This window comes from Vibrio nomapromontoriensis (genome assembly GCF_050337205.1).
In the GTDB taxonomy this organism is placed as follows: Bacteria; Pseudomonadota; Gammaproteobacteria; order Enterobacterales; family Vibrionaceae; genus Vibrio; species Vibrio nomapromontoriensis.
On sequence record NZ_JAKJSS010000018.1, the window covers coordinates 22,497 to 48,855 of the forward strand.

The 26,359-nt window shown below is 46.8% G+C and carries 26 protein-coding genes and 1 pseudogene; 15 read left to right on the forward strand and 12 right to left on the reverse strand.

Going from position 1 to position 26,359, the window contains the following annotated elements:
• Positions 1-22 precede the first annotated feature (22 nt).
• The 12 genes and pseudogenes from ubiB to L4D05_RS20705 form a co-directional block, all read right to left on the reverse strand.
• Positions 23-1,657 (reverse strand): ubiquinone biosynthesis regulatory protein kinase UbiB, encoded by a 1,635-nt coding sequence (gene ubiB / locus L4D05_RS20650; RefSeq protein ID WP_428753786.1) that lies wholly within the window; start codon positions 1,655-1,657, stop codon positions 23-25.
• Positions 1,654-2,307 (reverse strand): ubiquinone biosynthesis accessory factor UbiJ, encoded by a 654-nt coding sequence (locus L4D05_RS20655; RefSeq protein ID WP_428795159.1) that lies wholly within the window; start codon positions 2,305-2,307, stop codon positions 1,654-1,656. Before L4D05_RS20655 ends, ubiB begins: the two co-directional genes overlap by 4 nt.
• Before the next feature lie 10 nt (positions 2,308-2,317).
• Positions 2,318-3,100, reverse strand: a complete 783-nt coding sequence (ubiE, locus tag L4D05_RS20660; RefSeq protein ID WP_428753788.1) for a bifunctional demethylmenaquinone methyltransferase/2-methoxy-6-polyprenyl-1,4-benzoquinol methylase UbiE — start codon at positions 3,098-3,100, stop codon at positions 2,318-2,320.
• 47 nt (positions 3,101-3,147) lie between these two features.
• Positions 3,148-4,482 (reverse strand): annotated as a pseudogene (gene rmuC / locus L4D05_RS20665) (DNA recombination protein RmuC); the annotation flags it as partial.
• A 247-nt stretch (positions 4,483-4,729) separates the two neighbouring features.
• Positions 4,730-5,164 (reverse strand): flagellar export protein FliJ, encoded by a 435-nt coding sequence (fliJ, locus tag L4D05_RS20670; RefSeq protein ID WP_428753790.1) that lies wholly within the window; start codon positions 5,162-5,164, stop codon positions 4,730-4,732.
• Between the two features lie 40 nt (positions 5,165-5,204).
• Positions 5,205-6,560: a FliI/YscN family ATPase gene (locus L4D05_RS20675; protein WP_428753792.1), complete on the reverse strand. Its 1,356-nt coding sequence runs from the start codon at positions 6,558-6,560 to the stop codon at positions 5,205-5,207.
• A complete protein-coding gene (gene fliH, locus L4D05_RS20680) occupies positions 6,553-7,350 on the reverse strand; it encodes a flagellar assembly protein FliH (RefSeq protein WP_428795160.1) in 798 nt (265 codons plus the stop codon). Before fliH ends, L4D05_RS20675 begins: the two co-directional genes overlap by 8 nt.
• Positions 7,351-7,352: 2 nt before the next feature.
• Positions 7,353-8,369, reverse strand: coding sequence for a flagellar motor switch protein FliG (locus L4D05_RS20685; protein WP_428795161.1), 1,017 nt, complete (start codon positions 8,367-8,369; stop codon positions 7,353-7,355).
• Entirely contained in the window at positions 8,335-10,095 is a 1,761-nt protein-coding gene (gene fliF / locus L4D05_RS20690; protein WP_428795162.1) for a flagellar basal-body MS-ring/collar protein FliF, read from the reverse strand. Before fliF ends, L4D05_RS20685 begins: the two co-directional genes overlap by 35 nt.
• Before the next feature lie 3 nt (positions 10,096-10,098).
• A complete protein-coding gene (gene fliE, locus L4D05_RS20695) occupies positions 10,099-10,455 on the reverse strand; it encodes a flagellar hook-basal body complex protein FliE (protein WP_428795163.1) in 357 nt (118 codons plus the stop codon).
• 12 nt (positions 10,456-10,467) lie between these two features.
• Entirely contained in the window at positions 10,468-11,838 is a 1,371-nt protein-coding gene (locus L4D05_RS20700; RefSeq protein ID WP_428753799.1) for a sigma 54-interacting transcriptional regulator, read from the reverse strand.
• Positions 11,835-12,833, reverse strand: a complete 999-nt coding sequence (locus tag L4D05_RS20705; RefSeq protein WP_428795164.1) for a MotY family protein — start codon at positions 12,831-12,833, stop codon at positions 11,835-11,837. The genes L4D05_RS20700 and L4D05_RS20705 overlap by 4 nt, the downstream gene beginning before the upstream one ends.
• A 388-nt stretch (positions 12,834-13,221) precedes the next feature.
• Between L4D05_RS20705 and L4D05_RS20710 the strand changes: the two genes are divergently transcribed.
• From L4D05_RS20710 to L4D05_RS20780, 15 genes are all read left to right on the forward strand, one after another.
• Positions 13,222-14,055, forward strand: coding sequence for a FliM/FliN family flagellar motor switch protein (locus L4D05_RS20710; protein WP_428753803.1), 834 nt, complete (start codon positions 13,222-13,224; stop codon positions 14,053-14,055).
• Positions 14,052-14,420, forward strand: a complete 369-nt coding sequence (fliN, locus tag L4D05_RS20715) for a flagellar motor switch protein FliN (RefSeq protein ID WP_428753804.1) — start codon at positions 14,052-14,054, stop codon at positions 14,418-14,420. Before L4D05_RS20710 ends, fliN begins: the two co-directional genes overlap by 4 nt.
• A 57-nt stretch (positions 14,421-14,477) precedes the next feature.
• On the forward strand, positions 14,478-15,218 hold the full coding sequence (fliP, locus tag L4D05_RS20720; RefSeq protein WP_428795206.1) for a flagellar type III secretion system pore protein FliP: 741 nt from the start codon (positions 14,478-14,480) through the stop codon (positions 15,216-15,218).
• Positions 15,219-15,233: 15 nt separating this feature from the next.
• On the forward strand, positions 15,234-15,503 hold the full coding sequence (gene fliQ, locus L4D05_RS20725) for a flagellar biosynthesis protein FliQ (RefSeq protein WP_250618800.1): 270 nt from the start codon (positions 15,234-15,236) through the stop codon (positions 15,501-15,503).
• Positions 15,503-16,279 carry a flagellar biosynthetic protein FliR gene (fliR, locus tag L4D05_RS20730; RefSeq protein WP_428753806.1) on the forward strand — a complete coding sequence of 259 codons (777 nt, stop codon included), beginning with the start codon at positions 15,503-15,505 and terminating at the stop codon, positions 16,277-16,279. The genes fliQ and fliR overlap by 1 nt, the downstream gene beginning before the upstream one ends.
• Positions 16,276-17,403 carry a flagellar biosynthesis protein FlhB gene (flhB, locus tag L4D05_RS20735; protein WP_428753808.1) on the forward strand — a complete coding sequence of 376 codons (1,128 nt, stop codon included), beginning with the start codon at positions 16,276-16,278 and terminating at the stop codon, positions 17,401-17,403. Before fliR ends, flhB begins: the two co-directional genes overlap by 4 nt.
• A gap of 95 nt (positions 17,404-17,498) precedes the next feature.
• The gene (locus tag L4D05_RS20740; RefSeq protein WP_428753809.1) at positions 17,499-19,592 is read left to right on the forward strand and encodes a flagellar biosynthesis protein FlhA; all 2,094 of its coding nucleotides are present in this window, start codon (positions 17,499-17,501) and stop codon (positions 19,590-19,592) included.
• Complete coding sequence (locus L4D05_RS20745) at positions 19,585-20,397, forward strand: diguanylate phosphodiesterase (RefSeq protein WP_428753810.1); 813 nt, start codon at positions 19,585-19,587, stop codon at positions 20,395-20,397. Before L4D05_RS20740 ends, L4D05_RS20745 begins: the two co-directional genes overlap by 8 nt.
• Positions 20,398-20,687: 290 nt before the next feature.
• Positions 20,688-21,506: a lateral flagellin LafA gene (gene lafA, locus L4D05_RS20750; RefSeq protein WP_428753812.1), complete on the forward strand. Its 819-nt coding sequence runs from the start codon at positions 20,688-20,690 to the stop codon at positions 21,504-21,506.
• Between the two features lie 473 nt (positions 21,507-21,979).
• Positions 21,980-23,317 (forward strand): flagellar filament capping protein FliD, encoded by a 1,338-nt coding sequence (gene fliD, locus L4D05_RS20755; protein ID WP_428795165.1) that lies wholly within the window; start codon positions 21,980-21,982, stop codon positions 23,315-23,317.
• A gap of 18 nt (positions 23,318-23,335) precedes the next feature.
• Positions 23,336-23,722, forward strand: a complete 387-nt coding sequence (gene fliS / locus L4D05_RS20760) for a flagellar export chaperone FliS (RefSeq protein ID WP_428753816.1) — start codon at positions 23,336-23,338, stop codon at positions 23,720-23,722.
• On the forward strand, positions 23,706-24,029 hold the full coding sequence (locus tag L4D05_RS20765) for a LafD (RefSeq protein ID WP_250618808.1): 324 nt from the start codon (positions 23,706-23,708) through the stop codon (positions 24,027-24,029). The genes fliS and L4D05_RS20765 overlap by 17 nt, the downstream gene beginning before the upstream one ends.
• Before the next feature lie 3 nt (positions 24,030-24,032).
• Positions 24,033-25,103, forward strand: coding sequence for a flagellar hook-length control protein FliK (locus tag L4D05_RS20770; RefSeq protein ID WP_428795166.1), 1,071 nt, complete (start codon positions 24,033-24,035; stop codon positions 25,101-25,103).
• Between the two features lie 22 nt (positions 25,104-25,125).
• Positions 25,126-25,614: a flagellar basal body-associated FliL family protein gene (locus L4D05_RS20775; protein ID WP_428753819.1), complete on the forward strand. Its 489-nt coding sequence runs from the start codon at positions 25,126-25,128 to the stop codon at positions 25,612-25,614.
• An 8-nt stretch (positions 25,615-25,622) separates the two neighbouring features.
• Positions 25,623-26,351: a FliA/WhiG family RNA polymerase sigma factor gene (locus tag L4D05_RS20780; protein WP_428795167.1), complete on the forward strand. Its 729-nt coding sequence runs from the start codon at positions 25,623-25,625 to the stop codon at positions 26,349-26,351.
• The last annotated feature ends 8 nt before the right edge of the window (positions 26,352-26,359 follow it).

Here is a 26,359-nt window from a genome sequence, read left to right on the forward strand (position 1 = left end):
TAATAAAATTGAAGTTTATCGCTTAACGTCGATAACTACGCCAACTTAACAGCCAAAATGTGATACCGACAGCACCGGATACACCGGATAACTCTTGGTAAGACCCTTCTAGCAATATGGCTGAGCATACGATTAAAGTCGCACCAACGCCAAATAAAAATTGTCCAGTCGCATGTTGCCGTTTTGTTTCACGATACCCATGATAAAGCGTGTCTACACGCTGATTCATCATGCGACCTTGTTTCAAGCTATCGTACAGCAACTCTGGTAATTCAGGTAACTTTTCTGCCCAAAATGGTGCGCGTTCCTTAATACCATTAATAACGGCTTGAGGTCCCACTTGATTGGCCATCCACTTTTCCAAAAATGGCATCGCGGTTTCCCACAAATCGAGTTGTGGATATAGCTGGCGACCCAACCCCTCAATATACAATAACGTCTTTTGCAACAACACTAATTGAGGCTGAACCTCCATATTAAAGCGACGAGCAGTGTTGAATAAATTAAGTAGAACATGACCAAACGAGATTTCACCTAACGGCTTAGCAAAAATCGGCTCACACACCATACGAATAGAGAACTCAAACTCATCCACATTCGTATCGGCTGGCACCCAACCAGAGTCCACATGCAGCTCCGCTACTTTTCGGTAGTCTCGGTTAAAGAACGCCAATAAGTTTTCAGCCAAATAACGCTTATCTTCACTATTTAACGTACCGACAATGCCACAATCCAAACCAATCCATTTAGGGTTCTCTGGATGCTCATAACTAACAAACACATTACCAGGGTGCATGTCTGCATGAAAAAAGCTGTCTCGAAAAACTTGCGTGAAGAAGACACTCACACCACGCTCAGCCAACAATTTCATATTGGTGCCATTGGCTTGCAAGGTAGGAATATCGCTTACTTGAATCCCATAGATTCGCTCGGAAACCATCAGGCTTTCACTGCTAAAATCCGGTAATACCTCAGGAACATACAGCTCTTCACTGCCTTCAAAGTTGCGTCTAAGTTGAATGGCATTGGCTGCCTCGCGACGCAAATCCAATTCATCTAGCAGCGTTTTCTCATATTCTCTTACAACCTGAACCGGTTTCAGACGACGAGCTTCTGGTAGCGCTTTTTCAACAATACGTGCCAAGCGATACATCAACTTAATATCCGCATCGATGACAGGACGAATATCAGGGCGAATAACTTTGAGCACCACCTCGCGTCCACTTTCTTTTAGCTTGGCGGTATGAACCTGAGCGATCGACGCTGATGCGAGTGGTTGTACATCAAAGTCACTAAACCATTGTTCAACTGAACCACCCAATGCGTTTTCAATATGCGTCTTTGCCAACTCACCATCAAACGCAGAGACTTGGTCTTGTAGCAAAGCAAGCTGGTCAGCAATATGAGGGGGAAACAGATCTCGGCGCGTCGACATCATTTGACCAAACTTCACCCAAACCGGTCCCAATTCCTGCAAAGCTAAACGTAAACGCTCACCTAGGGGCTTTTCTGGGTGAGCATTTTTAATCCAAAATAGGGATTTTCGTGCTAGTAAAGGAGCCTTGGTTAACTGATGCGTTGGAACCAACTCATCTAAGCCATACTCTAGCTGCACTTTGACAATTTGATATAACCGCTTCATTTCACTCGGAGTCATAGGGGCTCCGAGTTATCTTCTTTCGAAGCTGCAAGCGCATTCAACGCATTGGCTTCCAATAAACGCTCAATACGCACAGCAAGCTTGTCTGCCGCACTGCGCACATCATCCACTTGATCGCAAAACGCTGCAATTTCCAGTGGTGCAGGTGCTATTTTCCACTCTTCCGTCAGCACTTGTCCCAAGTGATCTTGATGCTTTCTTACTTGAGAAGAAACAAAACTAACCGCCCCTTTGGCACTTTGTACAAGGGTATGTGCAACGACATCGCCCGTCACACGAGATAACCACTCTTCCAAATCAGGCTTACAATCAGTCATTAATTGAGCAAACTTTTGTGCCAGTTGAATATCGCCTTCAAGTTCAAGCTTATCTTGCTTAATCAAACGAGTGATATTGGCCTGCTCTCTTAGTTCAGGTAGCACAGATAAATTCAGCGACAGCGAACAATCCGCCACCCCTTCATAGTTCGCTAACACATCTAATTGATGGCTAAAGATAAAGGTCAGCGACTTATTGAACTCACGCAGGTGAATTTGGATGGCTTGACCTTTTAAACGAGCCACGCGTTTAACGAGGTCATCATCATCTTTAATCAAAGTATTCAGCGTGGTCTCAACCACCGCCGTCACTAGTGGATCAAATGGCATTTACCTATCCTTAGAATTTATAGCCGCGGTGCAAGGCGACAATACCACCGGTCAGGTTAAAGTACTTAGTATGTTCAAAGCCGGCTTCTTGCATCATCCCTTCCAATGTTTCTTGATCTGGGTGCATACGGATAGACTCGGCCAAATAACGGTAACTCTCGGCATCATTTGCCACAATTTCACCTATTTTCGGCAATAAGTGGAAAGAGTAGGCGTCATAAATTTTTGACAGCGGATCTAAGATAGGTTTAGAGAACTCTAAAACCAATAAACGACCACCCGGCTTAAGCACGCGATACATTGAACGTAACGCTTTATCTTTGTCCGTGACATTACGAAGGCAGAAGCTGATCGTAATACAATCAAAATAGTTGTCTGGGAATGGCAGTTCTTCAGCGTTCGCTTGGACATAATGAACATTACCAACGATGCCCGTATCTCTTAACTTATCACGACCCACATTCAACATGGAGTTGTTGATATCCGCCAAGATAACGTGGCCTTGATCACCGACAATACGTGAGAACTTCGCCGTAAGATCGCCAGTACCGCCACCTAAGTCAAGAATACGCTGACCCGGTCTTGCACCACTGCAATCAATCGTAAAGCGTTTCCATAATCGATGGACTCCGCCCGACATTAGATCGTTCATAATGTCGTACTTAGCGGCTACTGAGTGAAAAACCTCCGCAACACGCGTGACTTTTTCACCCTTAGAAACCGTTTCGAAACCAAAATGCGTGGTTTCATCTTGTTGATTTACTTGATTCGATTGCACGTTAGTATCCGTCATTATCCTTCCTCATACGCAGCGCAACATTACCCCGGCGCTGCCGACGGTCAGTTTACTTTATCCGTCTCTGGTTGTCTTTCCACCAACGCATCATTTTGTGCAATTTCTGTGATGGAGGAAGAAATTGAGCGTTTCACTTCCACACCCAGCTCTTTAAAGCTTTCAGCCTGACGAATGGCGTTTCCTCGCCCAGTCGCCAGTTTATTCATGGCACCTTGATAATTCTGATTCGCTTTATCTAATGCGCCGCCTAGTGCTTCCATATCATCGACAAACAATCTTAGCTTGTCATACAGTTTGCTTGCTTTATCGGCAATAATTTGCGCATTTTGATTCTGCCTTTCGTTACGCCACAAATTATCGATGGTACGTAAGGCCACCAACAGTGTGGTCGGGCTCACGACAATAATATTGTGCTCCATCGCATCTTTTACCAAACTTGGATCAGCTTGAATCGCGACCTGAAAAGCAGGCTCAACTGGAATAAACATCAATACGTAATCCAGTGAACGAATACCTTTCAGTTGGTGATAGTCTTTTTGTGATAAACCACGAATGTGATTTCTTAGCGCTAGTAAGTGATCGCGCAACGCCTGCTCTTTCTCTGTATCTAGATCGGCATTGAAATAACGCTCAAAAGCCACCAGCGCCATTTTAGAGTCAATCACAACTTGTTTATCTTGTGGTAAATGTACAATCACATCTGGTTGAAAACGCTTACCCGCTTCATTTTGCAAATTCACCTGAGTTTCGTATTCATGCCCTTCACGTAAGCCAGACTCGGCGAGTACGCGTGCAAGCACCACTTCTCCCCAGTTACCTTGCTGTTTGTTATCACCCTTGAGTGCCTGAGTTAAGTTCATCGCCTCGCGAGTCATCTGATCATTCAAGCGCTGCAGGTTTTTCAGTTCATGTACTAGGGTATGGCGCTCTTTCGCTTCTTGGTTAAAGCTGTCATTGACCTGCTTTTTAAACCCTTCAAGCTGTTGTTTTAAAGGCGTTAAAATACCATCAAGACTCTGGCGGTTCTGCGCATCCACTTTATTGCTATTGGCTTCTAACACTTGGTTAGCCAAGCGCTCAAATTGCTCTTTTAATCGCAACTCCGATTGCTCAAGAAGCTGCAACTTTTCGGTATCTGAACGCTGCTGCTGTTGAAAGGTGGCCAGCTGCTCGCGTAATTCGGTTTCCGATAAGGCGCGCGCCTGACGCACACGTTCAAGTTCCTCAGCATAGTGCTGACGCTCTTGTTTCACCGCCTCAAAATAGCGCAGTTTTTCCACCGCAGCCATCACCTTACCGTGGGCTTGTTTAAGCTCAAATGCCGATTTATCTCGCTCATCATCAAGCTCGTCTAACTCTTGCTTGGCTTCTTTTAATGCCTGCTGCAAACGGTCAATCTCTTGTTCTAAGTTCATTTGAACCATGTCTGCTTTTTGCTCGATGATTTCAGCGGTTTGTCGCGCTTTAAAATGAAATATGGCGGCTGCCGAAAAACCCAGGCAGGTAGAGATTGAAGTGATTGAAAGTAGGAGAGTTTGGTGATCAATTATCCATTGCATGTTTGGTCAGCCATCAGCGTTTCGTCTAATGCTAATGGTAATTTATACTGGATAAATGTCCAGATATTTACAGTTTTCTCAGCTTAAGTCGCGAATTAATTATGTCTTCCATTAGCTTTTGATCACGTTTGGCTTTTTCATATTTTTGCTTGCTTTTCCAACGCTCAAGCACTTGCTCTAAGCCATGTACGCGCTGCGACTTTTGCTGCAATTGTGCCTGTATAGCATGACACTCCGCCTGCATCACCGCCTGCTCATGAACTTGGTGGTTTAACATGCCTTGCAACATACGATCGACCATTGTCATGTTCATCAAACTCAGTCGACTACGAGATTGCACTCCATGACCATGGTGAAAGGATTTCAGTTCAGCTAATGCCGATAATCGCGACTCGAGTTTCTCGGTTTGTTGACGTGCAGCATCCAGTTGTGATCCAATTCGGTCGCGTTGAGTTTCTTCAAGCATAGTCAACGCACCGACCGCTTTTATTTTACTCTCCATGATACCCTTCCCTGATAGTCAGCACGCAATATTGGCACTCTTACGACGATGTCGCTTCACTGGCAAAGAGCTGCGCCAATTGCGTTAAGCTTTGCGAGTAATCCAACGTCTCGTCAGCGCCTTGAAGTAAATAGGCTTTCAATTGAGGATGCATCATCACTGCGCGATCAAGCTCGGGATCTTGCCCAGGTTGATAACCGCCTAGCGGCAACAGCTCTTTGACCTGCAAGTAGCTGGCATAGCATTGACGAAATTGATTAGCAATCATGTGATGTGGCTTTTCAGTACAAGCATTCATGCATCGGCTAATCGACGCATTAATATCTATCGCTGGATAATGCCCTTGCTCCGCAAGCTGCCTAGAAAGCACAACGTGACCATCTAATATAGCTCGCGCAGAGTCGACCACCGGGTCTTGCTGATCATCACCTTCCGCTAGTACCGTGTAGATCGCCGTAAGACTGCCATCGGGGTGCTCACTGTTCCCTGCTCTTTCTAACAATTGCGGCAAGATACTAAAGACTGAAGGCGGATACCCCCGTGAAGCAGGTGGCTCTCCCAATGCTAAAGCAATTTCTCTCTGAGCCATGGCATAACGTGTTAATGAATCCATCAACAACAAGACATCTTTACCTTTGTCACGAAAATATTCGGCGACTCGGTGACACAGCAATGTAGCTCGTAATCGCATCAACGGTGATTCATCCGCGGGCGCGGCAATAATAATGGCTTTGCGTCGGGATTCTGGTGTGAGATTACGCTCAACAAACTCACGCACCTCACGACCTCGCTCACCAATGAGCCCGACCACAATGACATCAGCTTCGGTGTTTTGGGTAATCATCCCCATCAAGACACTTTTCCCGACTCCACTGCCAGCCATTAATCCAATTCGCTGGCCTTTTCCCACGGTGAGCAAACCATTAATGGCACGCACTCCCACATCAAGGGGTGTGTCTACCGGACGACGTTTTAATGGATTAATCGGCTGAGGATCCAGCGATACTCGATCCCCCCCGGTTAGCGGCGCCCCATCATCAAGAACTTCACCTAAACCATTAACCACACGCCCTAACCAGTGATGCCCCAGGTGCACATGGCTGTCCCCTTCTAATGGAATCACCTTAGCGCCGGCAAATAAGCCTCCTAAGCGACGGATCGGCATGAGATAAGCTATCGTATGATCAAACCCAACCACTTGCGCTTCAATCATGTCGCCTTCTGCCGTTTCAACCAAAAATCGTTGATCAAGCTTAAAACGGCAACCCACCGCTTGCAGCATTAATCCATTCACTTTAACTAAGCGGCCTGTCACTTTCGCAACCGGCACCGCCTCCAGTGACGCCATCGCATCATGAAGCCTCGCCGTCAAAGGTAACAATGCAGCGCTAGTCATGATTGGACTCATGTCGCGCTGGCAATGTTTCATCAAGTAGATGATTCTTCACATTATCCATACACGTTTCTAAGCGTGCATCACAACTGGCATCCGCTTCTGCATCATCCGTGACCAAATGACAACCGCCCACTGGAAGTTCTGCTTTTGCCACCAATTTCCAATTATGTGGCAGTTCGGCATTGATGTTGGCGATACGCTCTAAATCTTGCGGATTCAAATGCACCGTCACTTTTTCAGTCTTACCTGGCATCGCTTCCAACGTTTCATCCACCAGTGCAAGTATTTGCTGCGGCATAAGCGTCAGTTCTGCACGAATGACCTGCTGGGCAACCTTTTGCACTAATTCACAAATCACGTGGCGCTGCTGTTGATCTTTCTCTTCCTGCCAACGCTCTAAATGATGGTAAATCTCGTTGACGGGCTTAATTGCCTCCAAAAAAGCCTGCTTTCCTGACTGCTCACCGGAAATAAACCCTTTTTGAAACCCTTCCTTCTGCCCTTCAAGCAGCCCTTGCTGCTGCCCTTGTTCAAGACCTTGTTGCACCCCTTCTCGATGCCCTTGCTCAAGCCCTTGCTGAAATCCTATCTCGAGTTTTTCTTGCACGTCTGCCTGTGACGCTTCTTCTCCCCACATCATTTCCGAAGAAAGCTCATTATCCTGAATTACAGGGGCGACAGGAGGGAAGCGATGAGGTCTATACTCAGAAGCGGCTAAGCGAAGTATCGGTTTATTCTCTACGGCAAGAGCGTTTTTTGCTGAAAATGACGTTCTGTATTTCTGAGTCATCACTATTCCACCGTCTGCTCTTCATACAACACCAATTCTATTTCGCCCGCCTCAGACATGGCCTTAACCATCTGCATAATCTCACTGCGCGCCCGCTCAACTGCACTAACAGGAACAGCGCCCCGCAATTGCATATCATCTTCCAGCGCTTGAACTAAACGCTGAGGCATAGAGCGTTTTATTGCTTGTTGCAGAGCAATTTCCGCCCCTTTCAGTGCTGTCCCCCATAACTCAAGCGGCACTTGCTGCACCAACCGGTCCATCGTGTCTTCACGCTGTCGTCCAAGCACCATAAAGTCAAACATGTTTTCTTCAATTTCATTCACCACGTCTTCATCATGAAGTTTGAGCATTTCCATCAGCATGCCCTTGTCTCCAGAGAAACGATTAATAATATCCGCCACCTGTTTAACACCAGATAGTGGCGCACTTTGGCTGCTAGATACATGCTCAATACAACGTTCAATCAACTCATTAAGATCACTGACCACGTCATGGTCGATGTCCTGTAAGCGAGCAATCCGATACAGCAGCTCATCATGGTAATCCGCCGGTAACTGCTCCAATACCTTAGAGGACGTTTCTGGGGGCAAATAAGCCAAGAAAATAGCCTGCATCTGAGGGTGCTCTTGTGAAATAAAACGAGCCAGCGTGTCCGCATCAACCCACTGCAGCCGTTGCATGTTATTGCGAATCTCATCGCCATATAAATTATTGAGCAGCCCTTTGGCTAAATCATTCCCCAAAGCTTTACGTAACGTATTCGATAAATACGCTTTGGAGGCGCCGCGTATGCCACTATGTTGACGAAAGTCATCAAAAAAATGTTGAATCACCTGCTTAGCATTATCACTTTTGATACCACTCAACCGTGCCATTGCTTTGGTCACACGCTGGGTTTCATCACGGGTGAAATATTGAAATACCTGTGCGGCGGCATCTTCTCCCATCCCTAGCAATACAAGCGCGGTGCGCTCAACATGACTAAGCGTGGCTGGTTTTGACTGCGCTGTTTTCATTCACGTTCACCCATTGTTTTAGTACTTCTGCGACACGCTCAGGCTCTTCGTTAGCAATAAGCTGCAGATGTTTTAATTGAATCTCTAGCGGAGAACCCGCCGGCGGTAACATATCGCTGCTCGCATCCAGACCCGATGAAGCCGACGTAATTCCCTTCTCAGACAACTTGCGGTTGAGTAATTCCTCTCGCTCTCGCTCTTCTCTAGTTTGCACATTCTCTTGATAGTCATCCTGAGGACTCTCAGCAAACTCAAGGCTTACATTGCGCTGATCGGCACCCGTTAAATGCATGATCAAAGGACGCAACACAAACATAATCATCGCCATACCCAGCAAGCCGCCAATCACATAACGTAAAGGTTGCTGGACCGTCGGATCTTGCCACCATGGCATGGCAACTGGAACGTCAATTTCAATCGGTGTAAAGTTAAAGCTCATCACGTTAAGGCGATCGCCACGACCTGCAGAGATCCCCACCGCATCCATAATCATGTCCGAAATCTGATTGCGTTCAGCGTCTGTCCAGGCTGTACCATTCGGCGCTGCCGCTTCATTAAGCAATACCGACACACTTAATTGCTCTACTTCGCCTTGCTGATATTGCGTTCGGCGAATACTGCTGCCCACCGCATACTGGCGATTCAACTCACTGCGCGCGTTGGTATTTTTACTGTCTTGTGTTTCGACCTCACCCGTAACCGGTGGCTGGTTACTTAACGCTCCGGGAATACCTAACGCAATATTATCGATGCTATTATTTTGAATACTGTGTTCATTACGAACGACGGGAGTCGAATCAAGGATCTCTTGCGTTTCTTCCACTTGACTGAAGTTAAGATCGGCAGCAACTTGAACCCGGTAGTTACTTGGTCCAACAATAGGCGTGAGCATATCGGCCGCACGTTGAATCACCTGCTTTTCGACACTCTTCTGATAGTCTAGATATTTTGCATTTACCTTACCGGCTTCCATCGAGCCAATATCAGCACTTAGCAATCGACCATATTGATCAATAACGGAAACAAACTCAGGTTTCATTGCCGTCACACTGCCCACCACCAAGTTAACAATGGCCTCCACTTGCTCCGGTTTTAGGTCATCACCGGTCTTGAGTTCAAGCATGACTGACGCAGAAGGCTCTTCACTTTGCTGGCGGACAAACAACGTCTGACGAGGTATAGCAAGATGAACTCTCGCATTCACTATCGAATTTAAGGAAATAATGGTGCGAACTAACTCGCCCTCCAACCCATGACGATAACGAGCGTTTTCCATGAATTGACTGGTACCAAGTGAACTGTCTTCTTTCAGTGCATCCAAGCCTGTCGGCAGTTGAGCCTTTACGCCTTTTGCGGCAAGTAACATACGCACTTTTGCCACCTGACCTTCGGCGACTAAGACTTGCCCATTTTCCTCCTGTAACCGATAAGCAATGCTTTCCGACTCCAGCACTGAGATGATTTCACCGGTATCAAAGCGTTCTTGTTGACTGTATAAAGGGCGATAGCTTTGCGACGAGCTCCATAAAGCCACAACGATAATCGCCGCAACAATGGCAGCCAGTACGGCTGACAGCACTAGGTTACGCTGCGAGCTTGACCACAATCGCTTCAACTTCTGGCTCACATCACCGACTGATTTGCTCTGAGTCAGCGGCTGATTATTAGAGGATGACGAATCCATCGCCGTTATGCTAGGTATCGCTTGAGAGGTTATTTCTGACATTATCTACACCGGCATTTTCATGATTTCATCAAATGAAGACACGACTTTATTACGAACCTGCATCAGGGCCGAAAATGATAAGCTCGCTTTTTGGCTCGCGACCATCGCTCCAACCAAGTCATCACTTTGTCCAGTTTCGACCGCCGTCATTTTGCTGCTTGCCAATGACTGGTGCTCATTAACCCGATCCAACACTCCTTTCATCGCCGTCGAAAAAGATAAAGGTGACAAGGATTGCTGCGCATCAACCGGATTTGATGACACCACAAAGTCTGGTTGTATTTGTTGTTGCATCGATTGAAGCTTGGTCAGCATGAGTTGTTCCGCCGAGACCGCGCTATTGATAGGTTGCATTGCCATCGTATTTCTCCTTTACGCAGCCGAGCCTAATGCCGACTGCAGATCAATTCCTTGCTCGCGCATTGCCGCCAACTTATAGCGCAGCGCACGCGTTGAAACACCCATCGCGTTCGCCGTTTTAGTTCGATTACCACCAAACTGACGCAGTTGCTCTAGGATAAATTGGAACTCTGCCTGTTTTTTTACTTCCACGTGTCCGAAAGAAGCACTCGCTGCTCTATGAGTAGACGTCTCGGTATTTGACAGGGATGGGGCAGAGAGTGAATGTGGTGATACCGCAAGTTCAATAGGAAGCATCAGATCTTGGGCAGTAATAAAATCGCCGTGACGCATCACTAATGCACGTTGAATAACGTTTTCTAATTCACGAATATTGCCTGGCCAGTGATACTGACAAAGCGCTTGTTGCGCATCTTCAGAAAGATGGCAAGCCGCCTTCTCTTTATATTTATTGATAAAAAATTGGCTAATCGGCAAGATATCTTCCTGACGCTCACGAAGTGGTGGCCAATACAACGGCAGCACATCCAATCGATAATAAAGGTCTTCCCGGAACTGGCCTTTCTGCACTTCACTTCTCAGGTCTTTATTGGTCGCGGCAATCACACGAATATCGAGTTTGATAGACTTATGACTGCCAACCCGCTCAACTTCTCGCTCTTGTAACACGCGAAGCAACTTAGCTTGAACCGCCGGTGACATTTCACCAATTTCATCCAATAAAATCGTGCCGCCGTTGGCTTCTTCAAACTTACCGCTCTGAGAGCCTGACGCCCCAGTGAATGCGCCTTTAACATGACCAAATAGCACCGCTTCCAGCATTGACTCCGGTATCGCCGCACAGTTCACTGCGATAAAAGGCTGGGATGCTCGAGGAGATTGGTCATGCACATAATGCGCAAGCACTTCCTTACCTGTCCCTGACTCACCTGAAATCAAGACACTGGCGCTGGTGCACGCCGCACGATGAGCCAGTTGCAACACCTGCTTGCTACGCCATGACTCCGCAACAATGTTGGCCATGGGTTTTTCCATCGCTTCGACACGATTGAGTAAATTGATTAGCTGCATCGCTTCAAAAGGGCGCAACAGATAATCCGTGGCGCCCGCTTTCATAGATTCTGCAGCGAGCACGCCTTGATCCTGTTCAACAATAGCAATAGCAACGCCTGCGTTCGCCTTACGTTGCTGACACACCACCCACTCACGGACACTCATATCCGGTAGGTTGGAACTGACTAAACTGATCGCCGCCGTCGGCTCCAATAATGCTGCTCGCCCTGTTCTCACATGACGAACAAGAAACCCTTGCTGCTGCAATACATCAATAATCGGTCGAGCATCATTGTCGCAAGGTTCAACGAGTAAAATATCCTTATTCATTTCAATGTCACCCCCGTCTTCTCATCCTGAGAAGGCGTCAATGTGTTCACAGACTGACGAATGACTCTGACGGTCACTCGTCGATTTTTGGCTTGACCACTTTTTGTCGCATTACTACTCACGGGATAGCGATCACCGTGTGCTCTCACCTCAATTAACGGATTTGGTGTGCCAAACTCAGTTAAGAGGCTGGCCACATCATCGGCACGTACCCGCGAGAGTTGCAGATTCGCCATTGAGGAGCCCAGATTATCTGTGTGTCCATCAATCAACACTCGCTGGACAGTTTTGTCAGATTGGATATAGCTCGATATCGCTTTCAGCGCTTGGCGTTGCGAGGCGTCAAGTACTCGTTGCCCAACACGAAAACTCAATTCAACATCTCGAGCTTGCTCATAAGACATGCTCGGCAATGCTGCGCGACAATCGTTGAACTGACTATACGCTTGCTCGATTCGTACCGAAGGAACGGTAACGCCTTCACTGACTAAAAGCTCACCTTGGTCACGCTCGTGACCAAACTCCAAGCGCATCCACGCCCCTTTAGCAAACGCTGTCAAAAAAGCGTCGATACCATGACGAAATTCCACCATACCCGATGAAGTTTGGCGAGACGTTGAAATCGTATTGGAGTACGCTGGCGCCTGCCAAGGCGGAGAAGTTTGTAGCAACCTTGCTTGAGGGTAATTCACATGCGTTTTTATCAGTGCCATCGCGCTATTCGGCTCGGCGACAAAAGAAATATATTCCGAGTTAGATAATGAGTAACGCAACTGACATTTAAATTCACTCTGAACAAATTGCCAATTTACCATATCCATTGGGATGTTATTTTTAGCAGCAAATGAGACATTGCCCCAAAAAATAACGATGCAGAAAACCACTAGCGGAAATAACCCTTCCGCCCGGAATGAATTATTCACCTTCCTCACAAGTAGACTTTGCAAAAAAGTAATTAATTTGAAGTCATCATTACGAATAACTTTACTATTCATATCAATACCAATTCTGACATGTAACTAGGCTCATATATTCAAGTGAATATCGGCACACAAAAAGAAACTATATTTATATCTTTCAAAACAAAATCTTAATCGTGCAACACCATGCTCGAAGCAAACATAATCGAGGGCTTCGATAGATAGTCGCTATATTTAGATTTTTATAATATTTATTATTTAAACAAACTAACCCTATTTATTTTTTATTTAAAGATGCTTGTATAATGCATAAACAAACATATGAACCAAGCTCACAAATTTAAATTTTACGACTAAAAAGATATAAAAAAATCAGAGTAGACTAAAACAATAACGGCTAGTTATTAATTTGAGAGGCTAGTGTTTAGCCATATCAGCATCTCAATCACTTTTCGGAAATATTATGGATTCTGAGCATTCTTTAACATTAGATCACGTACCATCACTCAATATCGAGCTTCTTGGAAAGCCGATTCATCGAGTAAAAAATAAGCTGGAAGACGAATTTAAGCGCTCTCGTCACTCCTTGCGCCAAGCCATACAATCTTGGCTCAATTCATCTAATGTAGATGTTATCATTCAAGCGATCACGATTAGCAGTGACAGCCATAAACATCAGGATTTCGAGAACATCAGTGCTTTACAGCATGAAACTGGTGGACAGCTGTCTATCCATCTCTCCAGCACATTGCTTATCCACCTAGCCGACCAGTTTTATGGCGCGAACATTGAGCGAACGACTCAAGCTCTCTCTGCCAGTGACCTAAGGCTTCAGGAACGAATCGCAAAATTAATCAGCGCTTGGATTGCTCCAATAGATCACTGGCATCCCAGTGAAGCAACCCCTCATCAGGGGATAGGGATTGTTGCGACCCTGTCCATTACTTACTGCCACCCAACCCTTGGTGATATGAAAGCTAACCTTATCGTTCAGCTCGACAGTATGTTAGTGCAAACACTTGTGAATGAACTGTCCCTCACGCCCAACCCTCATATCGCCAGCGACTTTCAACATGCACTGCAAGCAACGCCTGTGCGGCTTAATGTACAACTCAGTAAAACTCAACTGCCATTAACTCAAGTATTACGTCTACAACCCGACGATATTTTACCTATCAACTTACTCTCTAGCGTCCCTGTCCATATTGGAAAAGAGCGCCTATTTACCGGTCGTGTCGCAGAGCAAGACGGACAACTGGTCTTAATTTTAAATAATGAAAAGGAAAGTAACTCATGAGCGATACGCCTGAACAAAATGCATTTGATGGGGACGAATTGAGCTTTGATGACTTTCAGCTAGAAGGCTTTGACACGGATGCACCACTTGCTGCACCAGTTTCAGCCCAACGTGACCTCAGCTTCTTTAAAAGTATTCCTGTCACCGTCACCCTTGAAGTCGCCAGTAAAGAAATCGCGTTAGGTGAGCTAATGAGTGCTGGTGAAGGCAGTGTTATTGAGCTAGACAAGCTCAATGGTGAGCCTCTCGATGTGAAAGTGAATGGCTCATTAATGGGGCACGCAGAAGTCGTTGTCATCAATGACAAATACGGTTTAAAGCTGATCGACGTAGTGGATTCCACACTAACAACAATGGGGCAATAGTTAGTGTCTCATCCGCTTACTCACAAGGTTATTAAACCGCTAAAACGCCTCCCTACCTTGCTGTGTCATCTCCCTTGGAAGCTCATCGTACTGGTGAGCTTAATCAGTTTCCCTGTTGCTGCTGACAACGGATTAACCTTTCTAACTGTCAATGATGGACAGACCGACCAAGCGTATAGCGTCAAGTTACAGATTTTACTGCTCATGACCGCGCTGAGCTTTCTGCCTGCGTTTATTTTGATGGCCACTAGCTTCACACGGATCATCGTCGTCCTCGCCATTTTGCGACAAGCGCTTGGTCTGCAGCAAAGCCCGCCTAATCGCGTGTTAGTCGGCATCGCACTTAGCCTAAGTATTTTAATCATGCGCCCTGTCTGGAGCGACGTTTATCAAAATGCTTTTCAACCTTACGATCAGAGTGAAATCACCTTGATGCAGGCATTTTCCACCGCAGAAAAACCTGTGCGTAACTTTATGTTGGCACAAACCCAGCAAAACGCGCTAGAGCAAATGCTGCGTATCGCCAACGAGCCGCTGAATCAAAATATTGAAGATATTTCCTTTGCGGTGATTTTGCCGGCCTTTGTCATTAGCGAACTCAAAACCGCATTTCAAATCGGTTTCATGCTGTTCATCCCGTTCCTCATCATAGACCTCGTCGTCGCTAGTGTCCTAATGGCGATGGGGATGATGATGCTTTCACCACTCATTGTCTCTCTGCCTTTTAAGCTTGTGGTCTTTGTATTAGTGGACGGCTGGGCGATGACCGTTGGCACACTCTCGGCCAGCTTTGGATAGCGCAAAGGACAACCTATGACCCCAGAAATGACCGTCACGCTATTTTCTAATGCCATCTGGCTTATCATCAACATGGTGATGGTGCTGGTTCTGCCGGGATTAGGTGTAGGTTTGATTATTGCTATTTTTCAAGCAGCAACTCAAATACAAGAGCAAACGCTAAGCTTCTTACCTAAATTGCTGGCGACCTTATTAATGGTGATTTTTGCTGGCCACTGGATGTTACGAAAAATCATGGAATTGTTCGATTACCTGTTCCACAACATCCCAGGGATGATTGGCTAATGCATCTGACCTTTGCCGATCTATCACAATGGCTAGGGCAGCTATGGTGGCCGTTTTTTCGCATTGGGGCGGCATTCCTGTCCTTACCCTTTTTTGGTGATGCGCTGATTCCGGTTTGGGTACGCAGCTTACTCGCGCTGTCCATCGTCGTCATTACCGCGCCCCTTATGCCGCCCATGCCTGCGGTCGAATTATTTTCTATGACATCCTTATTCCTTGCCTTTGAGCAAGCGCTATGGGGGGTGTTTTTCGGTCTGATTTTGCATCTGTTTTTTACTATTTTCACCATGCTTGGACAAATTGTTTCCATGCAAATGGGGCTAGGCATGGCGATCATGAATGATCCGGTAAACGGGCTGTCGGTCGCGATTCTAGGGCGTATATTTTTACTGCTCTCCACCCTGCTTTTTTTAACGCTAGAAGGACACCTTTTAGTGATTGATATTCTCGTACAAAGCTTTGTGATTTGGCCGGTAGGCTCTGGTCTCAGCATGAGCGCGCTCAATCAAGTAATTGGGCTATTTGGCTGGATGTTTGCTTCCGCTCTTGCGCTCGCACTGCCTGCTATTGTTTCAATGTTACTCGCCAATATCAGTTTTGGTGTGATGAATCGCGCCGCACCCAGCTTAAATGTCTACGCGCTCGGTTTTCCGATGACCATGCTGCTTGGTCTATTCAGCATCCTGCTCACCGTTACGGGTATTCCAAGTCGCTATACCGCCTTGGTTCATGAGGTGCTTCGCCATCTCAATGGATTTGTTGTGGGGGGCGTATGAGCGAACAATCTAGCCAAGACAAATCAGAAAAAGCCTCACCGCAGAAGGTAAAAAAAGCGCGCCAAGAGGGACAAATTCCGCGGGCCAAAGAATTTTCCTCCGCGGTTATCTTCCTTGCAGTCGCGCTGTTTTTTAACAGCCAACTGCCCAGTATTTGGGCGCATATTTCCGGTATTTTTCGTTTCAACATGAGCCTGACTCGCGAGGATCTTGACAACCCAATGCAAATGATTGAGCAGCTCGGTCATAGCTTGGGGATCCTAATCGACATGCTGCTGCCCATGTTCTTAGTTATTGTGATTGTCGCGGTTGCCAGCAGCCTGATTTTAGGTGGCTGGATGTTTCGCCCCGCTAACGTCCAACCAAAGCTCAGTAAACTCAGTCCGCTGTCTGGCATTAAACGCATGTTTTCTACTCGCTCACTGGCCGAGTTGCTCAAATCAACGTTCAAGGTTTCGGTCATTTTTGCTCTGCTCTACAGCTACCTCAACAGTAACCTTCAACACTTGTTAGGCATGCAACAGCTCACCCTAAACCAAGGCGTCACCATGGTGATGACCATTTTATTCGAAGGCTTACTATTGATGGGGGTGGCACTGTTGATATTCGGTGTCATCGACATTCCCTATCAACGCTGGGAACACCTAAAACAGCTCAAAATGACCAAACAAGAACTCAAAGAAGAGTACAAAAATAATGAGGGTCGACCTGAGGTCAAACAGCGAATTCGACAAATACAGCAACAGTTTGCGCGTCGTAAAATAGAAAAAACCGTGCCGAAAGCCGATGTGGTGATCACCAACCCTACGCATTATGCGGTGGCTTTAAAATACGACACCAGCCTATCGGATGCGCCATTTGTGGTAGCAAAAGGCATTGATGAAGCCGCCATGCACATCCAGCGCATCGCACGTGAAAATCAGGTGGAGATCTTAAACTCACCGCCCCTGACACGATCGATTTATCACACGACTGCGATAGAACAAGCCATACCGAGTCAGCTCTACATTGCGGTCGCACATATCCTGACCTACGTCATGCAGCTGAGATCATTTCGCCGTGGCGCAGGAGAGAAACCGCTGCCGATACCGCAGTTTTCGATCCCAAAACATTTACAACACTAGCGTTGAAATTACGGCATTTATATTGAGTGCAGTACACCACTATCACTCATCGCCAACTATCTCTCACCGCCAACTATAGAGAAAAAGGAACCTTCATGTTGAACCGAATCAAACAACTTCAGCGAACCAGCAAAGGGTACATTGGTATCCCTGTCGTGCTGCTGATGATTCTGGCAATGGTCATTTTGCCACTTCCACCTCTATTGCTGGATGCGTTGTTCACCTTCAATATTGTTCTTGCCATCTTAGTACTGCTGGTTAGCACCACCGCAAAACGACCATTGGACTTCTCAATCTTCCCGACCATTTTGCTTATCGCGACACTCATGCGATTAACGCTGAATGTCGCCTCTACTCGAATTGTCCTATTGGAAGGGCATCAAGGTGGCGATGCAGCAGGTAAAGTTATTCAAGCCTTTGGTGAGGTCGTGATCGGCGGCAACTACGTCGTCGGTATGGTGATATTTGTCATTTTGATGATCATCAACTTTGTCGTTATCACCAAAGGTGGCGAGCGTATTTCGGAAGTCTCCGCGCGTTTCACCCTTGATGCGCTGCCCGGCAAACAAATGGCCATTGACGCCGATCTTAACGCAGGTCTCATCGATCAAGAATCGGCAAGACAACGTCGACAAGAAGTGGCGAACGAGGCCGACTTCCACGGCTCTATGGACGGCGCTTCAAAGTTTGTTCGCGGTGACGCTATTGCCGGTTTAATGATTCTGTTCATTAATATTATTGGTGGTATCAGTATCGGGGTATTTGAGCACGGTCTTGCCGCCTCAGAAGCCTTTAAAACCTATGCCCTACTCACCATCGGTGATGGCCTAGTCGCACAAATTCCGTCTCTACTCTTGGCAACCTCAGCCGCTATCATCGTGACTCGTATTAACGACAGCGAAAATAGCATGGCTGAGACCATGCAAAAGCAATTACTGGCGACTCCGTCGACCTTATTCACGGTAGCAACCGTCATGCTGATCATCGGCATGGTTCCCGGTATGCCTCACTTGGCCTTTTTTACCTTTGCTGCAGCGCTCGGGTTTGCTGGCTGGCGACAGTCCAAATCGACCCCTGTCGATCCACAGCTTGATGAAGTCGCAGCGATCTCTCAGGCCATGCACGACAACCCCGACATTGCATTGGCGTGGGAAGATATTCCCCATGTCCATAGTCTATCGCTAGCGCTAGGCTACCGCTTGGTTCATTTGGTTAATAAAGAGCAAGGTGCACCGCTGGCACAACGCATCCGTGGCGTACGAAAAAACCTTTCCGAGCAGGTGGGGTATTTGTTACCCGAGGTCGCCATACGAGATAATTTAAACCTCAAACCTAACCAATACACCTTATCTCTCAATGGTGAAGTCATTGAAGAAGGCTTGATCGAGCCTGACCGATTAATGGCCATTGCGGTGGGCGAAACCTATGGAGAAATTGACGGCATTTTGGGTAGTGACCCCGCCTATCACTTACCAGCGGTATGGATAACACATCAAGACAAGGCCAAAGCTCTTAATATGGGTTATCAGGTAGTAGACGATGCGACCGTGATTGCCACTCATATCAGTAAAATAATGAAAACCCATCTTGCCGAGCTGTTTAATCACGATGATGTCGATGCAATGAACCTGCGCTTAAGCCAACAAGCTCCTAAACTTTGCGAAGCATTAAGTGCAGCATTAAGCCTGTCACAACAATTAAAGGTGTACAGGCAACTGCTTGTCGATCAGGTACCCCTTAAAGATATTCGCACCATTGCCAATACTATGCTGGAATCGGCTGACAACACTAAAGACCCGATTTTACTCGCCGCTGATGTTCGTTGCGCATTGCGCCGTACATTAGTGAATTTGATCGCGGGTCAACGTAAAGACTTAAATGTGTATGCGCTGTCCGATGAGCTGGAACAGATGTTAATGACCTCCCTGCAACAGGCGCAGGCCAGCGGCACTGTCATGCTCGATAGTTTCCCGATTGAGCCAAATATTCTCAATCAATTCCAACAAAATATGCCGTTAATCAAACAGCAACTTAAACAACAAGGGCTGGCGCCAATCTTATTGGTGATGCCGCAATTAAGACCCTTGCTCGCTCGCTATGCACGTACGTTCTCACAAGGATTAGCGGTACTGTCATATAACGAAATTCCAGATAACAAACAGATAAATGTGGTAGGAAACCTTGGATAATCTCACTTCAAATCAAGCGCTGTATTACTATCTCAGCCAATTGATCAGTCAGCACGTCGTCACGGAAGACGACCAGTTGATATTTTCTGCGTTCGAAGCCAACGACATTCATCATGCCTGTCAGGCGATTCGAGACACCAATAGTGGAGATATTGAATATCAGCATCTTACTCTGCGCTTTGGCAGTCATAGCGAGCAAAGTGTTTATCAATTCGATTTGTCGACGTCCATGCGATTTTGCTTGGATCTCTACAGCTTATATTTGGCAGTGCGACAAACTAAATTCCAGATTGAAACATTCCACCCTGATCTCATCAGCAATGTGGTCGTTCCCATCAGCCACGATGCGCTGCTGTGGCAACAAGGGCAGTTCTTCCTAAAACAGATCATACGTTTTCATGCTGGTGCGTTTTATCACATCATCCCCTCGTTGCAATTAAGTGAGACGAGTACGCTGCATCCCGATACTCAACCACTCAGCGAAACGCTCAAAGAATACGCCTACGCATTGTGGTTTGATATTTCACCATCACAAATGCAACTCGACCGTTTGCTGCCACTCGCACCTGATGCCTTTAAAGTCGCAGTTACAATTGAGAGTAAACAAGATCGCAGCGCCTTATTACCATTAGTACGTTTTTGTCGGCTACATAAAATAAAATGGGTGGCAGGCCGTATCTGCAGTCAAGAAGAGTTAACGCAATTCAAACGACTTGGGGCGAGCTATTACTTTGGCTATTTCAGTGACTTACCCACTGCCATGTCATTTAAATCGTTTGGCGATGCGCATAATGAAGTGATGTAAGGTTCGAGGAGAGCATGTGGGACGAATAATTATCGTCAACAAAAGCGAATAATGTCGACCCACTTTCAACTCTCCTCCTCCCCTCTAGGAGCTAGGCACCAGGGACCGCTCTATACCCATAAACCGAATTCACCCTCCTTTCGCTTGAACCAACCTCACACATTCACGCCCAATTTCAACAATTTGGCTATTTTTTTCACTTTTGAGTTAATCCTAGAAATTAACTGACCGCCTCTTGTTAGTGAGCGGGGCGAATGTCCCAAATTGATAGTAATTCAAGGAGAATGACAATGGCTCTTACCATGCACACTAATTACGCTTCGTTAGTTAGCCAAAACAACCTAACGAAAACAAATGACCTACTAAACACAGCGATGGAACGTCTGAGCACGGGTTACCGCATCAACTCTGCGGCAGATGATGCGGCAGGTATGCAAATTTCAACCCGTCTAGATACACAAACTCGTGGTATGTCAGTGGCAATGCGTAACGGCGCAGACGCTATCTCGATGATGCAAACCGCTGAAGGTGCATTTGATGAGATGACAAACATCGCTCAACGCATGAACGACCTTGCACTACAAGCCGATAACGGCTCTAACACTGCAGCAGACCAAACAGCACTTGATGCGGAATTTACAGCACTTAGCGCTGAAATGGGCAAAATAATGACGAATACCAACTTTGGTGGTCAAGCACTACTAAAAGGCGGTGGTCTAGGTGCAGCAGCAGTTAGCTTTCAATTAGGTACAACAGCAGCAGATGCACTTTCTGTAGATGTTTCGACTGAACTTGGTGCTATTGATACCGCTATTGGTGGACTAGGGGCTAATGCGGCAGGCTCTGCAGCTGGCATGCAAAGTCTCATTGAAACTATCGGTACTGCACGTTCAGCACTAGGTGCTAACGTCAACCGTGTTGAGCACACAGTAACTAACCTGATGAATATGAGCGAAAACTTATCAGCGGCGAAAGGTCGCATCACCGATGCTGACTTCGCAGTAGAGTCTTCTAGCATGACGAAAAACCAAATGTTGATGCAAGCGGGTACGACAGTTCTATCTCGTACCAACCAACTACCAGGTATGGCAATGTCTCTACTAGGTTAATCGCATCCTAATCAGCCGTACCTTTTAACGTACGGCTGATTGTGGATAAGATGAATGTTCCTTTGTTAACGTTTCATCCGTCCTTTAGAACCTCCTTCGGGAGGTTTTTTATCGTCCTAAACCACCAATCACGCTGCACATCCCACTGATTAAAACACCACATCGTGAAGCAAGATCTCACTCTTCCACAATACTCACCATAACCGTTAAACCCCGCACACACCTTGGTCGCCTTAACATAACAACCTAGAAGTTAGAAGCTAGAAGCTAGAAGCTAGAAGCTAGAAGCTAGAAGCTAGAAGCTATTTTAGTGGAAATGCGGAACCACACCACTGGAAACTGGCCTTCCGCAATCAAAACAGAAGATAACTAACCCATTGATTCATAACACATGAATGCGTGGCATAGTTCTTGATTTAACCCTTCATAGCTTTGTTCGATAAAACGGCTATAGACCATACTAAGGAGCAGTAATGAGTTCGATTGATCCAGCCACAATGGCACAGCAGCTCGCCGCGCTAGAGGTTCAACCATTTCAGCAGCGCTATCAAGCCCAGGCAGCTCGCTTTCAAGCGCAAGTTGCCGCATGGGGGAAGGTTGAAACGGCACTAAGCGACTTTCGGTCCGCCGTTGAGGCAATGAATGAAGCCGGTTCAAGCATCATAAAAAATAGCGCAAGTGTCTCTCAAGATGGCTTTTTTTCTGCTACTGCTGACGCCAATGCACTGCAAGGCAGTTACCAAATTTTTGTTGAGCAACTTGCAACAACGCACCAGTTATCAACCAGTATGCCTGCCGATCTCGATGCGAACACAGTGATCCCGACCACAGGCACATTAGATTTTACCGTTAACGGTGAAAGCCTCTCGATCGATCTATCAACATTAGACACCAATGGCAGTGGCACCGCGACCATGAGTGACTTGGTCTCTGCGATTAACAGCGACCCTAATAATCCTGGAGTCAATGCCACACTGGTGCGCTCAAATGGTCAAACCCACTTCATGCTATCAGGTACTGAAACTGGCGCTGCCAATACCATCAATGTGTCCGCATCCGCAACAGGCGCAACATGGTTTGAAGACGCCTTTACCAACACCAATACCATCAGCAGTCCACAAGATGCAGTGATCTGGCTCGGCGCCAAAGATTCAGGGCTGAAACTAGAAAACAGCAGCAATACTTTCACTGGTGTCATCGATGGGGTTGACCTCACTGTCACGAAAGCACAAAGCATCGGAGAACAACCACTCACCATGGAAATTGGGGCGGACTCTGAAGCCACAAAAGAGCAAGTTAATGGATTTATCGATGCCTATAACACTCTTGTTTCCACTCTGGATCAGTACACCCAAATCGGTGGAGAAGATAGCGAACGCGGTGTCTTAGCGGGCGATGCCACATTACGCTCTATTGAGAGTCAATTAAGTGGCTTAGTGCGCGGCGAATATGAAGGGCTGCGATTGAGCCAAGTTGGACTGGAAATCGACCGTTATGGAAAAATGACCCTCGATTCAGATAAATTCGAACAAGCACAAAAAACCAACGGTGCTGCTCTTGAAGCCATGTTTAACGGCAAAAACAACCTACTCGATAATATCGACAACATGATTGACCCCTACCTTTCTTTTTCATCCGGCCTACTGAAAGGACGAAAAGATGGCCTACAACAAAGTCTCGATCGCATCGACGATAAACAAGCTGGGCTCGATAGAAAATACGATATGACCTACAACCGCTACCTAAAACAATTTACGCAGATGAACACCATCATGAATCAAATGAACCAAACCATGAGCATGTTTGGTTAGCACTCGGAGAACACAATTATGCTAATGGATTCTGGCTACGACTCATACCAACAAGTCGATCTCAATGCACAAGCAGCAGCTGCTACCCCTCATCAATTAGTTGTAATGCTCATTGATGGGCTACTCGATGAAATAGAACGGGTGCGCGGTCATATCACGGCAGGTCGACTCGCTGAAAAAGGTCAAGGCATCAGCAAAAGCATGAACATTTTGGTCGGGCTCGACAGTGCGCTCGATCCCGATACTGGCGGTGAAATTGCCGAAAATCTCCATCAGCTCTATGACTTTTGCCAAGTCGAACTGTATCAGGCAAGCGTCAACAACGATATTGACAGATTGACGAACGTTGAGCGCGTCATGGACACAATCAAAGAGGGGTGGCTAAATTTTGGCAAACACGCATAAGGTATCCCCTGAGCGATTTCGACACCTAAGTCAACTCATTGAAATTGCGACAAAAACACAAGACTGGCCCACCCTTCAGCGCTACGACGTGCAGCTTAGGGAGCTTTTGGTCACCCATGATCCTTTTACTAAGGGAGGCCGCCAAGACCCACGTTTAGCCGCTGAGATAGAGCGGGCAAAACAAGCGCACTTACGAGCATTTATTGCGCTATCCGAAGCAACCAATGCGTTAAAAACACAGCTTGGTGAAGCCGATGAGCAAAAAGAACGGGCGCAAGCTTACCAACTGGCGATGAGTCTGGAGTAACCCATGGTAACCATACCTTCTGCAACAAATACCACCACTCAAACGCCGCCGCATCGCGGAACTGAGGGTGAGCGCTCTATCGCCCCATCAAGCCAAGAAAATGCGCGACAAAGCCCGCCCGCGTCATTCAAAAAATTGGTCGGCGACAAAAAAACACAACCGTCATCATCAAACGAAGCGGATGCGCTGCCTAGCGACGCGATAGCAATGAATGCCACCGCAGATACGCTAGTACCACCATTGACCACGGCATTGCCGCTCACTCCTCACCCTCCCAGTGACGGAGCATTTCACGCACCACCGAACGCGCTACGTAATATGACACTGGCTACACAAAGCCGTACCGTTCAAAACGGTGCTATGCAGGCTCAAGCTCACCTTTCTGAACAGGGAGTTAGTCCACTTATTGATGCCAGAGTAAGCACACCTAGTCAGTCTACAGAGCGATCTTTTGAAGCATCAATTGGACAACAGGCTCATGCTACGACTTTGGCTCACTCGCGACTCAATACGTCAGCATTAGGCAATGACATTCCTTCATTACTAATGACGGCAACCGCAGCTAGTAGCCCGTCAGCCACGCATTCTCCAGCGCCGCCTGCAGTCAGTAGCAATACAGAAACCAGTACGGCGCAGTGGGCCAATGTCCGTATTGATACTCAAGCTGGGAAATGGGGAGAGCAGATGCTTCAGGTACTGCATGACCGAGTGACCTTGCAGTCCCAGCAAAACTTACAAGAGGCACGCATTCGACTTGACCCACCTGATTTAGGCAAGCTCGACCTAACCGTTAGAGTCGAGGGCGATAGGCTCAGTGTGCAAATTAACGCCAATGCCGCGGCCACGCGCGAGGCGTTAATGCAAGTTTCTGATCGGCTACGCAGTGAATTGCAGCAACAAAATATTCTGCAAGTCGAGGTGCAAGTCGGTTCTGGTGATAACCCTAACCCTTCTTCCAACACACCAAATCGCGATGAAGAGGTAGGCATCTTCGCCGCGCGAGAACGAAATGAGCAGCCGACGAGTTTCTCATCACACTCATCTTCTGGCCACTGGCTCAACATTCACGCCTAGTGCATTCATAAGGAAATAGGTCATGACCAAACAACAAATTTTTGCTCTCTTTATCGCCACCATTATCTGCAGTGCATTAGTCTCTGGCGGGACGATTTTTGGCACCGCGTGGTACCTACAGCAAGAAAAAAACGACACCTTGACCAGTAATTCATGGCTATCGGAGTTATTTAATAATCAGCCAGAGCGTCAACTACAGCCAAGCTTTCAAGCGCTTGATAAGTTAGTTCTCAGTGTGAGAGGAAAGAAGCAAACTCACTTTGTCATGCTAGAGCTCGCCATTGAAACCCGTCGCCCAGAGCGCATGGAAAATATAAATGACTACATGCCAGTGGTTCGCAACGCCATGCTCAACCTCTTTAGCCAAAAAACCTATGAGGAGCTGCACGGCGAAAATGCATTAGCGATGCTGCAAGATGAAGTCAAAGTGACTGTACTTGGCGCGTTCGAGAAAACGGACCTCGTCCGCGATATTGACGATGTGCTCCTGACTAAATATGTCGTGCAGTAGGTGACGCTATGTTGGATATGAATTACAAGGACAGTTACGGTATGGAAGAAGAGATTCAATCTCCCTCTGTACCCATTGATGAGCAGCGATTACTGAGTCAGCATCAGATACTCGTCAAACGCGTCGTTAACCAACTGCGTCATCACGCCACCACCCATTGCAGCATAGAAGACATGCAGCAAATAGGACTTATTGGGTTACTGGAAGCGGGGCGACGTTATGGCGATATCGATGACAGTCAATTTCCAGCGTTTGCCGTATGCCGAATTCGTGGTTCGATTTTAGATGAATTACGTCGGCTCGATTGGCGCTCGCGTAAAAACCGTCAGCAAGCCCACGAACTCAACGACATCACGCGTGACCTCACCAAATCTTTAGGTCGCCTGCCCACAGACAAAGAAATCATCAGCGCTTTGGGTACTGACCAAGCGGATTACTTAGCTCGTCTTAATGCTTCCATGGCAGGAGAAATGCAAAGCCTCGATCAACTGCTCGATAGTGGTCTTGAAGGTAACATTCATTCTGCTTATGACGCTACTCAACATGAACACCATCGGCGCAGCCTTGAAGTCGCACTAGGTCAATTGGCCAAGCGTGAACAGCTCCTCATGACCCTGTTTTACCAACACGACATGAATCTTCATGAAATTGCGTTAGTACTCGATTTAACGCCACCACGCATCTGTCAGCTTCACAAGCAAGCTCTCAAGCAACTCAATCAATTGTTATCTTCTTAGGAGTCACC